Origin of the sequence: Actinomadura livida, assembly GCF_014648675.1 — a bacterium.
Classification (GTDB): Bacteria; Actinomycetota; Actinomycetes; order Streptosporangiales; family Streptosporangiaceae; genus Spirillospora; species Spirillospora livida.
This window is the reverse complement of record NZ_BMRO01000004.1, coordinates 149,753-167,958: the sequence shown is the minus strand read 5'-3', so window position 1 is coordinate 167,958 and position 18,206 is coordinate 149,753. Positions and strand designations below refer to the sequence as shown.

General features: G+C 71.8%; 13 protein-coding genes. 8 read left to right on the top strand and 5 right to left on the bottom strand.

What is annotated here, in order from left to right:
* Together IEZ03_RS37730 and IEZ03_RS10480 are read right to left on the bottom strand one after the other, a co-directional pair.
* Window positions 1-648: glycosyltransferase (locus IEZ03_RS37730; RefSeq protein ID WP_229808192.1), on the bottom strand; the 648-nt coding region annotated here is incomplete at its 3' end.
* 156 nt (window positions 649-804) lie between these two features.
* The gene (locus tag IEZ03_RS10480; RefSeq protein WP_184888742.1) at window positions 805-1,509 is read right to left on the bottom strand and encodes a class I SAM-dependent methyltransferase; all 705 of its coding nucleotides are present in this window, start codon (window positions 1,507-1,509) and stop codon (window positions 805-807) included.
* 65 nt (window positions 1,510-1,574) lie between these two features.
* Between IEZ03_RS10480 and IEZ03_RS10475 the strand changes: the two genes are divergently transcribed.
* Both IEZ03_RS10475 and trxA read left to right on the top strand, forming a co-directional pair.
* A complete protein-coding gene (locus IEZ03_RS10475) occupies window positions 1,575-2,543 on the top strand; it encodes a lysylphosphatidylglycerol synthase transmembrane domain-containing protein (protein ID WP_221481723.1) in 969 nt (322 codons plus the stop codon).
* Window positions 2,540-2,863 carry a thioredoxin gene (gene trxA / locus IEZ03_RS10470; protein ID WP_131977386.1) on the top strand — a complete coding sequence of 108 codons (324 nt, stop codon included), beginning with the start codon at window positions 2,540-2,542 and terminating at the stop codon, window positions 2,861-2,863. Before IEZ03_RS10475 ends, trxA begins: the two co-directional genes overlap by 4 nt.
* Here trxA and IEZ03_RS10465 read toward each other — a convergent pair.
* The 3 genes from IEZ03_RS10465 to IEZ03_RS10455 form a co-directional block, all read right to left on the bottom strand.
* Window positions 2,844-3,986, bottom strand: coding sequence for a glycosyltransferase family 4 protein (locus tag IEZ03_RS10465; RefSeq protein WP_184888744.1), 1,143 nt, complete (start codon window positions 3,984-3,986; stop codon window positions 2,844-2,846). The genes trxA and IEZ03_RS10465 overlap by 20 nt on opposite strands.
* Window positions 3,987-3,989: 3 nt before the next feature.
* Window positions 3,990-5,012 carry a glycosyltransferase family 2 protein gene (locus IEZ03_RS10460; RefSeq protein ID WP_184890919.1) on the bottom strand — a complete coding sequence of 341 codons (1,023 nt, stop codon included), beginning with the start codon at window positions 5,010-5,012 and terminating at the stop codon, window positions 3,990-3,992.
* A 123-nt stretch (window positions 5,013-5,135) separates the two neighbouring features.
* Window positions 5,136-7,163 (bottom strand): hypothetical protein, encoded by a 2,028-nt coding sequence (locus IEZ03_RS10455; RefSeq protein ID WP_229808190.1) that lies wholly within the window; start codon window positions 7,161-7,163, stop codon window positions 5,136-5,138.
* Between the two features lie 132 nt (window positions 7,164-7,295).
* Here IEZ03_RS10455 and IEZ03_RS10450 point away from each other — a divergent pair, with 132 nt between their 5' ends.
* From IEZ03_RS10450 to IEZ03_RS10425, 6 genes are all read left to right on the top strand, one after another.
* On the top strand, window positions 7,296-8,174 hold the full coding sequence (locus tag IEZ03_RS10450; protein ID WP_184888746.1) for a TIGR03089 family protein: 879 nt from the start codon (window positions 7,296-7,298) through the stop codon (window positions 8,172-8,174).
* A 142-nt stretch (window positions 8,175-8,316) separates the two neighbouring features.
* Window positions 8,317-9,735 (top strand): LCP family protein, encoded by a 1,419-nt coding sequence (locus tag IEZ03_RS10445; RefSeq protein ID WP_184888748.1) that lies wholly within the window; start codon window positions 8,317-8,319, stop codon window positions 9,733-9,735.
* A gap of 11 nt (window positions 9,736-9,746) precedes the next feature.
* Window positions 9,747-10,904: an acyltransferase family protein gene (locus IEZ03_RS10440; protein ID WP_184888750.1), complete on the top strand. Its 1,158-nt coding sequence runs from the start codon at window positions 9,747-9,749 to the stop codon at window positions 10,902-10,904.
* 105 nt (window positions 10,905-11,009) lie between these two features.
* Entirely contained in the window at window positions 11,010-12,236 is a 1,227-nt protein-coding gene (locus IEZ03_RS10435) for an acyltransferase family protein (protein ID WP_184888752.1), read from the top strand.
* Window positions 12,237-12,295: 59 nt separating this feature from the next.
* Window positions 12,296-14,524, top strand: coding sequence for a bifunctional glycosyltransferase/CDP-glycerol:glycerophosphate glycerophosphotransferase (locus IEZ03_RS10430; protein ID WP_229808189.1), 2,229 nt, complete (start codon window positions 12,296-12,298; stop codon window positions 14,522-14,524).
* A 153-nt stretch (window positions 14,525-14,677) separates the two neighbouring features.
* Window positions 14,678-18,091 carry a CDP-glycerol:glycerophosphate glycerophosphotransferase gene (locus tag IEZ03_RS10425; RefSeq protein WP_189241182.1) on the top strand — a complete coding sequence of 1,138 codons (3,414 nt, stop codon included), beginning with the start codon at window positions 14,678-14,680 and terminating at the stop codon, window positions 18,089-18,091.
* Window positions 18,092-18,206: the final 115 nt, after the last annotated feature.

The following is an 18,206-nucleotide window of genomic DNA, read 5'->3' as shown; positions in this document are numbered from 1 at the left end:
CAGGTTCGGGACGTTCTTGCGCGGCTCCAGCGCGCCCAGGTACGCGACGTAGGGGTGGCCGTGCAGGCCGAGCCGGTCGGAGACCTGCTTCACCTCGGCCTCGGACGGCCGGTGGAACACCTGCTGGTCGACGCCGTGGTAGGCGACGTCGATGCCCGCCGGGTCGGCGCCGAGGACGCGGACCAGCTCGTCCCGCGTCGCCCGGGACGGGGCGATCAGCCGGGTGGCGCGGCGCGCGGCGGTGCGGGTCGCCGACTTGACGTAGCTGGTGCGGACAGGGTCGTGCGGCTCCGGCTCGGCGAACAGCGTCACGTCGTGGATCGTCACCACCGTCGGCAGCGCCAGGCTGACCGGAATCGTGTAGGTCGGCAGGTGGAGGACGTCCGCGCCGACGCGCTCGGCGACGTGCGGGAGACCGGACTGCTCCCACGCGAGGCGGGTGGCGCGGTGCGACAGCCCCGCCGGGCCGGCGACGACGCGCGCCCCGGGGACGAGGCCCCCGTAGCGTTTCTCGTCCGCCCGCTGGCAGACGACCGCCAGGTCGGCGCCCTGCGCGTGCAGGGCGCACAGCAGCCCGTCAACGTACCGTCCGAGCCCGCCGCGGTCGGCCGGCACGGCGGTCGCGTCGAGCAGAATCCGAGGCGCCACGGTCTCTCCCCCATCCGCGGTGGCGTAGATCACCCTTTACCGTCCGAGCCTACGCCCGGAGGTGCCCCTCGCGCGGCACCTCATTCACAGGTTCGGCAAGGGATGCCGATCCGCTGCAGCACTATCTGTGGGGGACGACCCCCACACCCCCGGCAACTACCTTTTGCGCGCGTGGATGAGAACGATGCTGCCGCGCTCGTTCGGGGCCTTGCGGTCGGCGAGGGCGACGAGCGGCGTCAGCGGGGCGGCCGCGTTGAAGCCGACCTTGCCGCCGTAGGTGGAAAGCGAGAGGTAGAGGCGCTCCGTGGCGGGCGTGCGGAACTGGTAGCTGTGCTTGACCAGGTCGAGGCCGCGCTCGTCCATCAGCTTGCGGAGGCTGTCGTGGGTGTAGGTGTGCTGGACGTGGTACTTGGCCTTGTGCGCGTCGCGCAGCTTCGGCCAGGTGTCGGCGCGGCTCAGCACGTCGGCGGACATGAATACCTCACCGCCGGGCTTGAGGACGCGCGCCATCTCGTCCAGCGACCTGCCGCCGTCGTCGAAGTGCTCGATCGCGCAGACCGACAGGACCGCGTCGAACGAGCCGTCCGCGAACGGGAGGCGCAGCGCGTCGCACTCGATCAGCGCGGGCGCGTGGGCGAGCGTGCGCCCGTACTCCATCTTGCCGCGGGCGAGGTCGATCGAGACGGCGTCGGCGCCGCGCCTGCGGGCCCGGCCGGCCCAGTAGCCGTCGCCGCCGGCGACGTCGAGGACGCGCCGGCCGCGCAGGTCCCGCCCCATCCAGCCGAGGAGCGTCCCCGCCTCGCGGTACCGGCACACGTGTACCTGGTGGCCCATGAAGGCGACCACATCCGAGAGCTTCATCGTCCCCAACTCTAGGCCGCGCGGGCGGCCGCGCGGCCACGTTCGCCTACGCTGGGCGCGTGAAGATGAAGGTCGTCGCCGTGCGCGTGCTGCGGGTTCTCCTTGTGCTGCTCGCGCTCGCGTTCTGCGCCTACAGCGTGGCCTCACAGTGGGACGAGGCGGTGCACGCGTTCCGCCAGATGTCGTGGGTGGTGCTGGCCGCGGCGCTGGCCGCGGGGCTGGCGGGGCTCTTCGTCTGGATGCTGGGGTGGCGGGAGTTCCTCGGCGGCCTCGGCTCGCCGCTGCCCGTGCGCGCCATCTTCCGGATCTCCGCGATCTCGCAGCTCGGCAAGTACGTGCCGGGCAAGGTCTGGGCGCTGGTGACGCAGATCGAGATGACGCGGGAGCACGACGTGCCGCCCGAGCGCAGCTTCGGGTCGACGATGCTCGCGGTCGCGACGTCCACGGCGTGCGGGCTGGCCGTCGCGGCGGTGACGCTGCCGCTCACGTCGGTGGCGGCGCGCGAGCAGTACTGGTACCTGTTCCTGCTGGCACCGCTGCTGCTGATCCTGCTCCACCCGCGGATCGTGAGCTGGTCCCTGGGGCTGATGCTCAAGGTCATCCGGCGGCCGCCGCTGGAGCGTCCGGTGAGCCTGGCCGTGACGCTGCGCGCCATCGGCTGGACGGTCCTCGGCTGGATCCTGTTCGGCGTGCACACCTGGCTGCTGTGCAACGCCGTCGGCGGCGACGGCAAGGGCCTGCCGTTCCTCGCGACGGGCGCGTACGCGCTGGCGTTCGTCGCCGGGTTCCTCGTCTTCATCGCGCCGGGCGGCATCGGGGCGCGGGAGGCCGCGCTGACCGTGGTGCTGACCCCGGCGCTGCCGGCGGGCGCGCCGGTCGTGGTCGCGATCGCGTCCCGGGTGCTGCTGACCGCCGCCGACCTGCTCGTCGCCGGGGCCGCGCTGCTGCTCGGGCGGACGACGCCGGCCCCCGGGAATGAACCGCCGTCCAAGGAGCTTGTGAGGGGTACGCACCCTACGAAGGAGGGACCGTGACGGCCCCGATCACCGTGACCGACGCGACCTTCGCGGACGAGGTCCTCGGCAGCGACACCCCTGTACTCGTCGACTTCTGGGCCGACTGGTGCGGACCCTGCCGGATGGTCGCCCCCGTCCTCGACCAGATCGCCGCGGAGCAGGACGGCAAGCTCAAGATCGCGAAGCTGGACTACGACGCGAACCCCGAGACCCCGAACAAGTACGGGGTGATGGGCCTGCCGACGCTGCTGCTCTACAAGAACGGCGAGGTCGTGGAGCAGATCGTCGGCGCGAAGCCCAAGCGCGCCCTGCTGAAGGTCATCGAGCCCCACCTGTGAGCGCGTCCCCGGTGAGGGCGTCCCCCGTGAGCATGTCCAGGTACTCGGCCCACACCGGGGCGTGGTCGACCGGCCGGACGCCGGAGCGCAGCCGCTCCGGCTCCCCCGGCGCGTAGAAGCGGCCGAGCGCGTCGGCGAGGGACGCCGCGTCGCCGGGTTCGCAGATCAGTCCGTCGACGCCGTCGCGGACCTGGCCGGCGAAGCCGCCGACGTCGGTGGCGATGACCGGCAGGCCGTGCTCGTAGGCCATCCACACGTTCTGCGACGCGGTGGCCGTCCGGTACGGCAGGACGAGCGCGTCGGCGGCGGTGAACAGCCCCGGGACGTCGGCGGCCGGCACGTAACCCGGTCGCAGCTCGACCCTTGAGGCGAGGTCGAGCGAGCGGATCAGCTCGCGCGTCTCGTCCAGCCCGCCCCAGAACTCCCCCGCGACGGTCAGCCCCACGTCGCCGGGGCCCTTGGCGAGGGCGTGGAGCAGGACGTCCAGGCCCTTGTACGGGCGGACGATCCCGAAGAACAGGAGCCGGCGCCGCACCTTCACGTCGCCCGGCGCGACCGCGGCGGCCACCGGGAGGTGCGCGGGCATCTCGGCGACCCGGACGGGACGCTCGGTGAGCCCCTCCGCGAGCCGCGCCTGCTCATCGGAGTGGACGAGGACGCCGCCGACCCTGCGCAGCAGGCGTTTCATCAGCGGCTCGTCGTAGGGCTTGCGCTCGTGCGGCAGGACGTTGTGGCAGAGCGCCACCGTCCGCGCGCCGCGCCGCAGGCCCGCGAGGATCCCCAGGTAGGACGGCACCTGGACCGGGCTCAGCACCGCCAGGACCACCAGGTCGTACGAGCGCAGGCCGCGGCCGGTGCGCCACCAGCCGTCCGGGCGGCGCCAGTCGAGCCGCCGCCGGGTGCCGGGGAACGGCTCGCCCTCCGGATCGGAGATCGTCTGCTGCCCCGGGTAGAGGAACCCGGGGTACTGGGCGCGCCACGACTCGATGACCACGTCGTGGCCCGCCGCCGCCAGCCGGTGCGCCAGCTCGGTGGTGTGGTGCGCGCCGCCGCCCTTGTACGGGAACGCGGGTCCGACGATGGCGATCCTGAGGCCGCCGGGCGCGCCGCTGGACGTCCCCATGCCCTACACGTCGCCCCGTGATCGGACGATCAGGTCGGCCAGCAGCGCCAGCGACGCGATGATCAGCCCCGTCACGAAGATCATGATGGTGTTGTTCGCGAAGTACCCGAAGTGCGCGATCATGTCGTACACGCCCTTGCCCAGCCCGATCAGGATCAGCCACAGCGCGGGCGGCATCAGCACCTTGAGCGGGTTGAAGTACATCACCATCCGCAGCACCTGCAGGATGTAGCGGTAGGCGTCCTTCGTGAAGTGGAACTTCGACTTCCCGGCCCGCTTGGCGTAGTCGATCGGCATGTAGTGGACCGGGTGCTGGTTCGACAGGAACGCGATCGTGATCGTCGTGACGCAGGAGAACCCGGGCGGCAGCAGCCGCAGGTACGGCAGCGACACCTCGCGGCGGAACGCGCGCAGCCCCGAGTTCAGGTCGGGGATCCTGGAGTTGGTGAGTCGCTCGGCGACCTTGCGGATGAACCATTTGGCGGGCACCCGCAGCGCCTTGTGCGAGCCCTCCTCGCTCTTGCGCGCCCCCACGACCTGGTCGATGGACGGGTCGGTGTCGAGCAGATCCACCAGCTCGGGGATCCGCTCGTTGGGGTAGGACATGTCGGCGTCCGTCCACACGACGATGTCCCCGCGGGCCTGCTGGGAGCCGATGCGCCGCACGGTGCCCGAGCCGCTGTTGTGCTGGAACGCGATGACCCGCATGTTCGGGAAGCGGGGCGCGGCCTCCTCCAGCCGGGCGAGCGTCGCGTCGGTCGAGCAGTCGTCGACGGCCAGCAGCTCGTAGCTCTTGCCGCTCGCGTCCATCGCCGCGCAGATGCGCTCGACCTCGTCGATCACGTGGTCCTGCTCGTTGTAGCAGGGCAGCACGATCGTGACGTGGACCGGGTGGGACGCGGGCTCGGCCGCGTCCGGTGCCGCCTCCGGCGCGCGCACCGGCGCGTTCACGGGTCCGGGCGCGGGCGGCGTGACCGGGGACGCGGCCGCCGGCGCGGGCGGGGCCTCGGGAGCGGGCTTGGCCATCGCCTCGGCGGGCTGGGTCTCGGCAGACTGGGTGCTCACGCAGCGCGAGGATACTCGCCCGGGCGCGCCGGAGCCGCCCGAAGCCGCGGAGCGGCCCCCTGCACCTGAGCGTCCGGCCGCTCCTCAGGACCGGCCGGGTTCGGCGATCCAGACCTCCATGGCCAGCCCCCACGTCCCGCCGGGCGGCTCGGTGAGGGTGCGGCCGTCCTGCCGCGTGTCGAGCCGCAGGATCCGGGACGGCCGCCCGTAGGGCGCGACCTGCTCCGGCTTCGCCGCCATGATGACGGGGCGGCGGCCCGCGTCGTGCACCTTGCCGATGACGCGGCGCACGTCGGCGGGCGTGGCGCCCGCGGCGGTGCGCGCGGCGGGCCGCCCGCACATGCCCCGGACGACCTGGAGGAACCGGTCGGCGGTGGAGTGCTCGACGACCACGACCGAGGCGTCCGGCCGCAGCGCGCCGCACATCCGCTCGACGGCGGCCACCTCGTGCCGCTCCGTCCGCGTCACGAGGTACCCGCCGGACGTCAGGACGACCGGCACCAGCAGCAGCGCGACGCCGGTGACCGCCCCCGCCCGCATCGCGCGCGGCGAGTAGCCGAGGCGGCGGACGCGCCGGAACGTCCAGGCCGCGGCGAACACGGTGAACAGCAGCAGCCCGGGGATGGCGAGCCCGATCAGCCGCCGGGACGCCCACGGGTGGTCGGGCGTGATGCCCGGCCGGAGCAGCACCTGCGTCGTCGTCCAGACGACCATCGCGTAGGGCAGCAGCCACTCGGTGGACCGGCCGCGCAGCAGCCGCCGCACCAGCAGCGCCGCGCCGAGCGCCGCCAAGAGCAGCGCGGGCGGGCCGATGTACCAGGCGACCCAGTGCAGGGACAGCTCGGAGTACTGCCGGGTGCCGTCCACGGGGAGGTCCTGGATGCGCTGGATCGTCTCGATGAACCGGACGTTCATCTCGTCGTCCTCCGTGGCCGGGGGACGGCGGACGGTCTGCACCAGCGGCCGGACCGCGAACCCCAGCAGGACCAGCACGGTCAGGACGGCGGCGGCGCCCGGCAGCCTGCCCCGCGCGACCGCGGCGGCGGCGCGCCGCACCCGCGGGCCCGTCCGCTCCCAGCGCAGCGCCGCCACCATCACGGCCGTCGCCGCGGCGATCACGGCCGTGATGGCCAGCAGCGGCTTGAGGGACGCCTCCAGGTAGGTCAGGTACGGCCGGGAGAGGCCGAAGCCCTCGGCGAGCCCGGCACCGGCGCCGAGGAGCAGCCCGCCGCCGAGCCACCAGCCGGTCCGCCGCCCGAGCGCCACCAGGAGCCCGGCGAAGACGAGGACCGGCAGCACGTCGCGCAGGCCGTCGATGCGGACGAGGACGATCAGCCCGAGCGCCAGCCCCGCCAGGAACGCCTTCTGCGCGGCGCGGCGCCCCTCCGCGCGCCGGGAGTCGTGCAGCAGCGCCAGCCCGCCCAGCAGCAGGACGATCGCGGGCGGCTCGCTGAACGTGTTGCGGGAGACGTAGAGCATCGGCAGCGTCAGCGCGAGGAGCAGCGCGCCGGCCGGCGCCCAGCGGGGCCCGACGAGGCGGGCGACCAGACCGGCGAACGCCAGCACGCAGCAGGCGCCGAGCAGCGGCGCCGCCAGCAGGATGCCGTGGGTGCCGCCCGCCCAGCCGCCGAGCGTGAGCACCAGCGGCAGCCCCGCCATGAACTGCGGGACGACCGCCCCGCCCTCCTGGTAGAAGGCGGGGCTCTGGTAGTCCAGGGCGGCGTCGGGGCCGCCGAACGCGTGCTCCGCCGGCGGGATCGGCAGCGATCCGTGCCCGGCCAGCCACGTCGCGAACTGCACGTAGGAGGCGGGGTCGCGGCGGACGATGATCTGCTCCGCGCTCATGACGATCTGGAGCGCCAGGAACGCCGCCGCGACGCCGAGGACGGCGATGACCGGCCACCACGGCACCGGCCCCCGCCCCGGCAGCGACCCCCGCTCGGGCGCGCCGCCGCCGTCCGGCCCGGCGGACCGCAGGCCGAGCCACAGCACGAGAGCGGCGACGGGCACGAACAGCGCGAGTGCCGGGAGCGGGCGGAGCGCGCCCGCCGCCAGCAGCGGCAGCGAGACCGCCAGCCATGCCACGAGGAGCAGCGTGGGGAGCACGGTCATGCGAACGAGCAGCCGACCAGCGTCCAATGTCCCCGCCCCGCGCCCGTCCGTCGACTCCTCCACCCGTGCGGAGCGTAGCGGTCCCGGCAGGGTGATGACGTCCCGGCGATCACTCCGGCATACCCTCGCCCCATGAGCGCACACGCCGGGAACGCGGGCGGGCCCGCGGAGCTGCTGCGGCGGCGGCTGGCGGACGACCCGTCCAGCCCGCTGGTGACCTTCTACGACGACGCGAGCGGCGAACGCGTCGAGCTGTCCGCGCGGACGTTCGACAACTGGGTGGCGAAGACCGCGAACTTCCTCGTGGACGGGCTGGCCGCCGAGCCGGGCACGCGGGCCGTGCTCGTCCTGCCGCCGCACTGGCAGACCGCCGTCTGGCTGATGGCCTGCTGGTCCGCCGGGGTCGTGGCCGAGCCGGTCGACCCGGGAGCGTTCCGCGGGCACGCCGCATCAGGGGGCAGCGCCCCGGGGCGCGCCGAACCGGCGGGGGCGGGCGAGCCGTACATCCTTGCGGCGGCGCAGGAGGTGCTGGACGACGTGCTCACCGACGAGGTGCTGGCGGGCGGGGCCGAGGAGATCGTCGGGCTGTCGCTGCACGCCCTGGGCGGCCCGCTCGCCGACTGCCCGCCGGGCGTGACCGACTACTCCGCGGAGGTCCGCAGCTATGCCGACCGGTTCGCACCGGATGCGGAGGTCACTCCTGAGATGCCCGCGATCACTGTGACAAAGGCCACACTCAGCGGTGCGGAGCTCGTCGCCGCAGGCCGCGCGGCGGTCGAGAAATGGGAGCTGGACGCGCGGGACCGGCTTCTGGTTGACATGTCGTTCGCCACACTCGACGGCGTGCTGACCGGGCTGGTCGCACCACTAATCTCGGGTGCTTCCGTCATAATCCAACGAAACTTTGACAAAGCTACGCTAGATCGTCGCCTGACCATGGAGCATGTCACGGTGGTGGCCGGTCTGCCCGGATGGAATGACGAATCCGGGCACCCGCGCCGGCTCACCTGACTACGCTCTCCTTGCCCTCGTCCAGTACCCGACCGTCCAGGACCAGTACCGACCGTCCAGTACCCGACACCGGAAACACGGGCCGCCGCTCGCGGAGCGCGACCCGGCCCCCGGATCTGCCTACCCCGGGACCACGGAGCCCATGAACAGCAACCCGATGTACATGGAGTACGTCGACGACGCCGACCCGCAGCCGGCGCCTCGACGCGGCTGGCGCATCCTCGGCTGGGTGTGCATCGGAATGTCGGTGCTCATGGTCGTGGGGTCCCTCACCGCCTACGGCCTGTACCGCCAGGCGTTCGGGAACATCTCGCACCAGGACGTCAACGCGCAGCTCGGCCCCGACCGGCCGAAGAAGCTGAACAAGGCGCTGAACATCCTGCTGCTCGGCTCCGACACCCGCACGGGCGCCAACGCCAAGTACGGCCGCCGGATGAAGAGCGACCCGCCCCGCTCGGACACGATGATCCTGCTGCACCTGTCCCCCGGCGGCGGCCAGGCGATGGGCATCAGCTTCCCGCGCGACCTCATGATCCGGATGCCGTCCTGCAAGGGCGAGAGCGGCCAGGTGTACCCGGCGGAGGAGCGCGCCCAGATCAACTCGGCGTTCACCAAGGGCGGCGCCGCCTGCGTCATCAAGACGATCGAGAGCATCTCCAACATCCGCGTCGACCACTTCATGCAGGTCGACTTCAACGGGTTCAAGTCGATCACGAACGCGATCGGCGGGGTCCCGGTGTGCCTGCCGAAGGCCGTCAACGACCCCCAGTCGAAGCTCCGGCTCAGCGCGGGCAAGCACAACATCAAGGGCGAGACCGCGCTGGCCTACGTGCGCGTCCGGCACGGGCTCGGCGACGGCTCCGACCTCGACCGCATCAAGCGGCAGCAGAAGTTCATGGGCGCGCTCGCCAACAAGGCGCTGAGCGCGGGCGTGGTCAGCAACCCCAAGAAGCTCCTCGCCCTGATGAACGCGGCGACGAAGTCGCTCACCACCGACAACGAGCTGACGCCGCAGGTCATGATGGACATCGCCCAGGAGATGCAGGGCGTCAGCTCCGGCAAGCTGCGCTTCGTCACCGTCCCGTCCGGCCCCGACCCGCTGGACCCCAACCGCGTCGCGCTGAGCGCCAACGCCCAGTCCTTCTTCGCCGCCGTCCGCAACGACAAGACCGTGCCCGAGAAGCCGAAGGCCGGCACGCAGCAGATCCCGCCGAACCAGGTCCGGGTGCGGGTCTTCAACGGCAGCGGCATCGACGGCCAGGCGAGCCGCGTCGCCGACGACCTGGAGTCGCAGGGCTTCCAGGTCACCGTCGGCGGAAACGCGCCTTCCCTCACCACGACCACGAGGGTCCTGTACGGTTCGGGGGCCGACCAGCACTCCAAGACGCTGGCCGCGCTCATCCCGAGCAGGCCGCAGCCGACCGCGCGCAGCGGCGGCACCCCGGGCATCGTCGACCTGGTCATCGGGCGCGACTGGACGAACCTGAAGAGCGCCGGGGGCGGCATTCCGAAGCAGCAGGGCGAGATCCGCGCGAACGACGACATCTGCAAGGAGACCTAGGCCGGCAGCCTATGACGTACACCACCAGGCACTCGGGGGCCGACACCGCGCCGCGCGACGGCCGGCCGCTGTCCGCTGATCCGACGGTCCCGGCGCCGGAGGCGCTCGCCCCGGCGGCGCCCGCCCCGCGGGAGGAGACCGCGGAACCGCCCCGGCCGCGCAAGGAGCGCGACCCGTTCTTCGACAACGCCAAGTACTTCGCGATCCTCCTGGTGGTGGTGGGCCACTCCCTGGCCTACCTGCAGGACGTCCCGCTGGCCCAGGGGCTGTACCTGTTCATCTACATGTTCCACATGCCGCTGTTCATCGTGATCACCGGCTACTTCTCGCGGAACTGGACGTTCGCCGGCGGCAAGGCGCGCAAGCTCATCACCAACGTCGGCGTGCCGTACGTGGTGTTCGAGTTCGCCTACTCCATCTACGACTGGCTGGCGGGCCGCAACGCCCTCGAGATCAGCCTGCTGAACCCGTACTACCTGACGTGGTTCCTGTGCGCGCTGTTCATGTGGCGGCTGTCCACCCCGGTCTGGCAGCAGATCCGCTGGCCGCTCGCCGTGGCGCTGGGCTTCTCGCTGCTGTCGTACATGAGCGACCTCGGTGGAACGTTCGACATCCACCGGGTGATCGGGCTGCTGCCGTTCTACGTCCTCGGCCTCACCCTGAAGCCGCAGCACTTCGAGCTGCTGAAGAAGCCGGTCGCGCGCCCGATCGGGGCGGTCGTGCTCGCCATCGGGCTGGCCGCCTCGTTCTTCGTCATGGACCGCATGTCGCGGGGCTGGGTCTACTGGAAGCACCCCCACGACGCGTTCAACGTCGGCAACTTCACCGGCTCGCTGATGCGGCTCGCGATGTTCGCGTGCGCGATCATCCTCGTGGCGGCGTTCCTCACCCAGATCCCCCGCAAGCGGTACTGGTTCACCGGGCTGGGCGCCGCGACGCTGTACGCCTACCTGCTGCACGGGTTCGTCACCCGGCTGATGAACTTCACCGGCTGGTGGGGCATCGACTGGATGCACAACCCGCTCGGCGTCACGCTCGTGACCTGCGTCGCCCTCGTGGTCGGGACGTTCCTGTGCTCGAAGTTCGTCGTGCGGACGATGAGCTGGGCGCTGGAGCCCAAGCTGACATGGGTGTTCACCCCGCTGCGCCGCCCGGCCGGGCGGCGCTAGCACGGCAAAGTCGCACATCTGGCCACATCTCCCCCCATCGGGGGCTAGAGTCGCCCGTGCCTCCACGTGAACGGCTGTCACCTACGGAATGAAGCTCTCGGAGACATGACCGACACCATCCCTCCGCCGCGTCCCCCCGCGTCCGGCCCCCTGCCGGACGCCGCCGCGCCGGCCGCCACCGCCCCCGACGTCACCGCGCCGGACGTCGCCGCGCCCGGCGCCGTGCCGGGGAGCCCCCTGGCCGGGGGCGCCGCACCCGCGACCGCGGTGCTGGACGCGCCCCGCGCCACCGGGCCCGGAAAGCCGGCGGCGCCGCGGCAGCGGGACGCCTTCTTCGACAACGCCAAGTTCTTCACCGCGGCCCTGGTGGTCGTGGGGCACGTCTGGGCGGAGTACGGGGACAGCGTCGCCGCGCGGGCGGCGTACGTGGTGCTGTACGGCTTCCACATGCCGGTCTTCGTCTTCATCGCCGGCTACTTCTCGCGCGGGTTCATGCGATCGACCGAGAAGTTCCGCAGCATTTTCCCCACGCTGATCGTCCCGTACGTAATTTTCATCCTGCTTTATCGGGCGCAGCTGATCCTCATCAACGACGTCAGTTTCAGCTTGCGCGAACTTTTCCGGCCGCATTTCCTCATGTGGTTCCTGGTCGCCATGGTGTTCTGGCGGCTGAGCGCCCCGCTCTGGGGGCACCTCCGCCACCCCGTGCTGATCTCGGTGGCGCTCAGCCTCGCCGCCGGGTGCTGGGCGTTCACCGCCGACTCGACGCTCAGCCGCACCGCTGGGCTGCTCCCGGTCTTCGTGCTGGGCCTGACGATCCAGCCCCGGCACGTCCAGTGGCTGCGCCGCTCCTGGGCGCGGTGGGCCGGCCTCACCGTGCTCGCCGCGGCGCTCCCCGTCGCCTACGTCTGGGAGAAGGGCGTCGTCGTCCCGCGGATGGACCGCGGGTTCATCCTCTGGAACAAGGGCTACGAGGACATGGGCTTCGGGGCCCTCCTGGGGTCGGGCTACCGCCTCGCGGCGCTGGCCTTCGCCGTGTTCCTCGGCGCCGCCTTCCTCGCGGTCATCCCGCGGGGGCACGGCTGGTACACGCGGATGGGCGCCCGGTCCCTGTACGTGTACCTGCTCCACGGGCTCATCGTGAAGACGTTCGACTACACCGGCGTCCTGGCCGAACCCGTCCTGCACACCCCGCTCGGCCTGGTCGGGGTGACCCTGGCGGCCGCCGCGCTCGGCGTCGTCCTCGCGACCGCGCCCGTCGAACGGCTCACCCACTGGGCCGTCGAGCCCAAGGCCCGATGGCTGCTCAAGCCGTCGCATGGCAGGACATAAGATTTACCTACCACTTGTGGGTATGGTCCGGATTCACCGAGTAGCTGATTGGCCTACGTGTGAGCAGCGATAGCGGCATCTCCTTGAGCGTCATCGTGCCCGTGCACAAAGTGCAGGGGTACATCCGGCAGTGCCTGGACTCGATCCTCGACCCCGACCTCCCCAACCTGGAGGTCATCGCGGTCGACGACCGGTCGCCGGACGGCTGCGGGGAGATCCTCGACGAGTTCGCCGAGCGCGACTCGCGCGTCCGGGTGCGCCACCTCGAGGAGAACGTCGGGCTCGGGCACGCCCGCAACGTCGGACTCGACATGGCGACCGGCGACTACGTCTGGTTCTTCGACAGCGACGACTACGCGACGGAGGGCGCGGTCCGGGCCATCATCGACCGGCTCGAGGAGACCCGCCCCGACGTCCTGCTCTTCGACTACGCCCGCGCCTACTGGAACGGCCGCGTCAAGCGCAGCGTCATCAACCACCTGTTCCGCGAGCCGCCCGCGCCGGACGTGTTCACGCTGGAGGAGCGCCCGAGCGTCCTCGAGATGATGATGACGGCGTGGAACAAGGCGATCCGCCGGGAGTTCCTGCTCGAACAGGATCTGCGGTTCAGCGGCGGCTACTACGAGGACCTCAACGTCACCTACCCGATCCTCATGGCGGCCGAGCGGCTGAGCCTGCTGGACCGGGTCTGCTACATCTACCGGCAGCGCCGCCGCGGGGCCATCACCCGGACGACCGGCGCCAAGCACTTCGACGCGTTCGCGCAGTACGACCGCGTCTTCGACTTCATGGACCGGCTGGGCTCCAAGGCCGACCCGTTCCGGCCGCTGATGTTCGACCGGACGATCTGGCACCTGCTCGTCATCATCGAGCGCGGCGACCGCGTCCACGACGCCGACAACGAGCGGTTCTTCGCCGAGATGTCGAAGACGTACGCCAAGTACGAGCCGGAGGGGCACGAGCCGCCGGACCCGGAGGACAAGCCGTTCCTCGCCGACAAGCACCGGATGATCAAGGCGAACGACTACCGGGGCTTCCAGCGGGTGCGCGCGCAGGAGGCCAAGCACAAGGCGCGCCGGAAGGGCCACAAGATCACCCGGGCCGGGCGGCGCGGCGTGCGGCTGTCGAAGGACCTGGCCAAGGAGCGCCCCTACTACCGGATGCAGCGGCGGCTGCCGATCGACGAGAACCTCGCCGTGTTCGCGGCCTACTGGTTCCGCGGCTACGCCTGCAACCCGGCGGCGATCTACGAGAAGGTCCGGGAGCTGGCCCCGCACATCCGCCCGGTGTGGGTCGTGAAACCGGGCGGGCGCAAGACCATGCCGGAGGGCGTGGACTACGTCGTGTTCGGGTCCGCCGACTACTACCGGACGCTGGCCCGCGCGAAGTACTTCGTCAACAACGTCAACTTCCCCGACGAGTACGTGAAGCGGCCGGGGCAGGTGCACATGATGACGCAGCACGGCACCCCGCTGAAGAAGATGGGCCTCGACCAGATGGACTACCCGGTCGGCGCCAACGACATGGACTTCAAGGCCCTCATCACGCGCTCGGACCGCTGGGACTACCTGCTGTCGTCCAACCCGCTGTCGACCGAGGCGTGGGAGCGCGGCTTCCCCTGCGACTACGAGATGCTGGAGATCGGCTACCCGCGCAACGACCGGCTGGTGAACGCGATCGGCGACGAGGAGCAGCGGACCGCGCTGCGCGCCGAGTTCGGCGTCCCGGCGGGCGCCACCGCGATCCTGTACGCGCCGACGCACCGCGACTACCAGCGCCGCTACAGCCCGATGTTCGACATCGGCCGGGTCATGGACCAGCTCGGCGACGACCACGTCCTGCTGCTGCGGGCGCACTACTACTACAAGATCGCGAACCTGGCGGCGGACATGGGCTGGCCGGAGGGCCGGGTCATCGACGTGTCCCGCCACCCGTCGGTGGAGGACCTCGCCATCGCCTCCGACGCGCTGCTCACCGACTACTCGTCGATCATGTTCGACTACGCCAACCTCGGCAAGCCGATCGTGATCTACGCGAACGACTGGGAGACCTACAAGCTCACCCGCGGCGTCAACTTCGACCTGACCGCCACCCCGCCCGGCGTCGTCGCCACCACGGAGGACGAGCTGGTCGAGGCGTTCGTGTCCCGGGCCGCCTGGAGCGACGCCGCCGCCAAGGACCTCGCGAACTTCAAGGCGCGCTTCTGCCCCTGGGACGACGGGCACGCGGCCGAGCGCGCCGTCCGCCGGATGTTCCTCGGCGAGAAGGTCCCGAACCCGCCGCAGTAGCCCACGGCGCCCGGCGACGGGCAGTAACATCCCGCCCAGAGATCCGGCGTCCCCCCGCCGCGCCCGTCCCCCAGGGCGCCCGCCGCGCAACACGCCATCCCCCCGACCCGGCGCAGCAGCCGGGCCGGCCAAGTGATCAAAGGAGTGGGTCGCTTGACCGTCACCCGGATCAGCGTCATCGTGCTCGCGCACGGAGCCGGCGAGTCGCTGCCCGACACCCTCGCGTCGCTCGCGGCACAGACGCACACCGATCTGGACGTGCTCGTCATGGACGACGGCACCGGCGTCACCGCCGAGGCCGTCGTGCCCGACGGCCGGTTCCGGATCGTCCGGAAAGGCGCCCTGAGCCGCGGCGCGGCGCGCAACCTGGGCGTGCGGGAGAGCGACGGCGACTTCCTCCTGTTCGTCAACGGCGGCGACGAGCTGCCGCCCGGCGCGGCCGCGGCCCTGCTGGCCTCGCTGGACGCGTCCGGGTCGGACATCGCGGCGGGGCGCGCGGCCGTGCGCCGCTGGACGGGCCAGGTGGCCCAGTGGCGGCCGTCCAGGCAGCCGGCCGAACCGGTCACGGGCACCGACCTCGGCCGCACCCCGGAGCTGATCGCCGACCGCCGCGTGTCCGGCAAGCTCTTCCGGCGCTCCTTCTGGACGGCGCACGAGCTGGAGTTCCCCGACATCGGCCGCTACGACGACCTGCCCGCCACGGTCCAGGCGCTGCACCGGGCCACCGCGGTCGACGTGCTGGCCGACGTCGTGCTGCACCGCCACGCCCGGCTGTTCCCGCCGACGACGGAGGCGCAGGAGATCGCGGACGGGTTCGGCGCCGTCACGCTCGCCACGACGTGGCTGGAGGACAACGGGCACCACCGGTCCCGCCGGCGGCTGCAGCTGCTCGCCGTCAACGACGAGCTGCGGGTGTTCCTGGACGCGCTGCCGGACGTCCCCGCCGAGGAGCGCGACCAGGTCGTCGCGCAGGCCGCCGCCTACGCGTCCGGGATCTCCGCGAAGGTGCTCGCCGGCACGTCCGCGCTGACCCGCCTGAAGTGGCACCTCGCCACCACCGGGCACACGACGGAGCTGGTGAAGGTCGTCCGGTACGAGCGGGGCAAGGCGTCGCCGTCGATCGTCCGCGACCCGCTGCGCCGGTACGTCGTGTACCCGTACTGGAAGGACTCCTCGCTCGACATCCCCCGCGACATCTACCGGGCGCGCGGCGAGGTCAAGATGCGGGGCCGCGTCCACGCGGTGAGCTGGGACGGCGACATGCTCACCGTCACCGGCGAGGCGTACATCAACTCGGTCAGCATGCGGCGCCGCTGGACGTCGGTGAAGACGATGACGCTGCGGTCCGGCAAGCGGAAGATCGTGGCGAAGGCCAAGCAGACTCCGAAGCCGGGGAAGAAGTCCGGCTGGTCGGGGTTCGAGTTCACCTTCGACGTGGGGCGGCTGCGCGACCACGGCACGTGGGTCGAGGGCGACTGGGACGTCCAGGCGTCGGTGTTCAACGCGGGCGTGTTCCGGCAGGGGCCGCTGCGCGGCGGCAGCTCCGGCACCGGCGCCCACCCGCCGTACCACTACGTCGCCGACGACGTCCGCGTGGTGCCCCGGATCGAGGACCGCCACCTCGTCATCAAGGTCGAGAAGGTCGCCACGAAGGCGACCGCCCTGCGCTGGGACGGCGACGCGCTCGTCATCGAGCTGCAGTCCGCCGGCGAGGCGCCGGACGAGCTCGTCCTGTCGCTCGGCGACGACCGCGTCCCGGTCCCGGTCACCTCCACCGGAGACGGCCGCACCGCCCGCGTCGACCCGTCCGCTCTCGAAGGGTCGCCGATCCCGCCGGAGCGCATCGACGACACCCGCGACTGGACGGTCTTCGCCGGCGGACGCCCGCTGGTGCTCGCCGAGGGCGTCGACGACATCGACCGCGCGTTCGGCCCGCTGGAGGTCACCGCCGGCCGCGGCCCGGGCGGCTACCTGCGCGTCCGGCGCACCACGACCCGGCTGGTCGTGGACGACTGCACCTGGCGGCCCGACGGCACGCTGACGCTGACCGCGACGCACACCGCCCACGACGCGGGGCAGATCGTGCTGCGCGGGCGGGCCCGCCGCAAGGAGTTCGCGTTCGACCTCGTCGCCGACGCGTCGTCCGGCGTCCTGCGCGCGGAGATCCCGGTCGCGGCCGTGCCGAGCGTCGCGGGCGTGCTGCCGCTGCGCCCGGGCCGCTGGGACGTGCTGTTCCGCCCGCCGGGCGGCGCGGGATCCGGGCGGGCGCTGACCGTCCGGCTGTCCGGCCCCGCGGCGAAGAACCTGCCGGAGCCGCTGGAGGTGGCGCGGCGCGGCTACGACCTGGAGGGCCGCGACGGGCGGCTGGTCGTGTCGGTGGCCGGCGACGTCTCGGCCGAGGAGAAGAGCGCCGGCCCGAAGCACCGCGAGGAGGCCCGCCGCCGCGTCGAGCGCGACGGGCTGCGCGACGCCGTCCTGTTCTCCACCTTCAGCGGCCGCCAGTTCTCCGACAGCCCCAAGGCGATCCACCAGGAGCTGCTGCGGCGGGACTCCGGCCTGGAGCAGCTGTGGGTCGTCAACGACGCGCAGGTGGAGCTGCCGGACACGCTGCGGGCCGTCCGGCTGAACGGCAAGGAGTGGCACGAGGCGCTCGCCACGTCCCGCTACATCGTGACGAACCACCGGCTCGGCGACGACTTCCAGCGCCACCCCGACCAGGTCGTCCTGCAGACGTGGCACGGCACCCCGCTGAAGAAGATCGGCAAGGACATCAAGGAGGTGCACTTCGCCTACACGCCCGGCATGAAGAAGGCGCTGCAGTCGAAGTCCGCCGGCCCGGCCGTCCCCGAGTGGAGCCACCTGCTGTCGCCGAACCCGTTCAGCACGGAGATCTTCCGCCGCGCGTTCGCGTTCAAGGGCGAGATGCTGGAGGTCGGCTACCCGCGCAACGACCTGCTGCACAGCCCCGACGCCGGCGCGGTCGCCGCGCAGGTGAAGGCCCGGCTCGGCATCCCCGAAGGCAAGCGCGTCGTGCTGTACGCGCCGACCTGGCGCGACGACCAGTACTACAGCCGCGGCCGCTACCGGTTCGACATGCGGCTCGACCTGGAGCGCGCCCGCGAGGCCCTCGGCGACGACCACGTCCTGCTCGTCCGCCTGCACACCAACGTCGTGGACGGCGTCCCTGAGGACGAGCACGGCTTCGTCCGGGACGTGTCGCTGTACCCCGACATCACCGAGCTGTACCTGATCTCCGACATGATGATCAGCGACTACTCGTCGGTGATGTTCGACTACGCCAACACCGGCCGCCCCATGCTGTTCTTCACCTACGACCTCGCCGACTACCGGGACCGGCTCCGCGGCTTCTACTTCGACTTCGAGGCCGAGTCCCCCGGGCCGCTGGTCGAGACGTCCGACGACCTGATCGACGCGATCCGCGACGTCGAGTCGGCGACCGCCGGCCACGCGACCCGCTACAAGGAATTCGTCGACCGCTTCTGCCCCCTCGACGACGGAAGCGCCGCCGCCCGCACCGTCGACCGCGTTTTCGGTACGGCCGACTGAGGCCGGGGGGCCGTTTCGGCGGCGGGGAACCGCGGGGCGATTGGTAGGCTTCGCGCCTGCAAATACGACTTGAGGGAGGCTGTACCGGCCGTGGACGCGGTGGCGAACCATTGCA

Bases quoted from the DNA above. Each gene is read 5' to 3' on its own strand.
- IEZ03_RS10480 (WP_184888742.1), bottom strand. From the start codon at position 1,509: ATGAAGCTCTCGGATGTGGTCGCCTTCATGGGCCACCAGGTACACGTG.
- IEZ03_RS10475 (WP_221481723.1), top strand. From the start codon at position 1,575: ATGAAGGTCGTCGCCGTGCGCGTGCTGCGGGTTCTCCTTGTGCTGCTC.
- IEZ03_RS10465 (WP_184888744.1), bottom strand. From the start codon at position 3,986: ATGGGGACGTCCAGCGGCGCGCCCGGCGGCCTCAGGATCGCCATCGTC.
- IEZ03_RS10460 (WP_184890919.1), bottom strand. From the start codon at position 5,012: ATGGCCAAGCCCGCTCCCGAGGCCCCGCCCGCGCCGGCGGCCGCGTCC.
- IEZ03_RS10455 (WP_229808190.1), bottom strand. From the start codon at position 7,163: ATGACCGTGCTCCCCACGCTGCTCCTCGTGGCATGGCTGGCGGTCTCG.
- IEZ03_RS10450 (WP_184888746.1), top strand. From the start codon at position 7,296: ATGAGCGCACACGCCGGGAACGCGGGCGGGCCCGCGGAGCTGCTGCGG.
- IEZ03_RS10445 (WP_184888748.1), top strand. From the start codon at position 8,317: ATGAACAGCAACCCGATGTACATGGAGTACGTCGACGACGCCGACCCG.
- IEZ03_RS10440 (WP_184888750.1), top strand. From the start codon at position 9,747: ATGACGTACACCACCAGGCACTCGGGGGCCGACACCGCGCCGCGCGAC.
- IEZ03_RS10435 (WP_184888752.1), top strand. From the start codon at position 11,010: ATGACCGACACCATCCCTCCGCCGCGTCCCCCCGCGTCCGGCCCCCTG.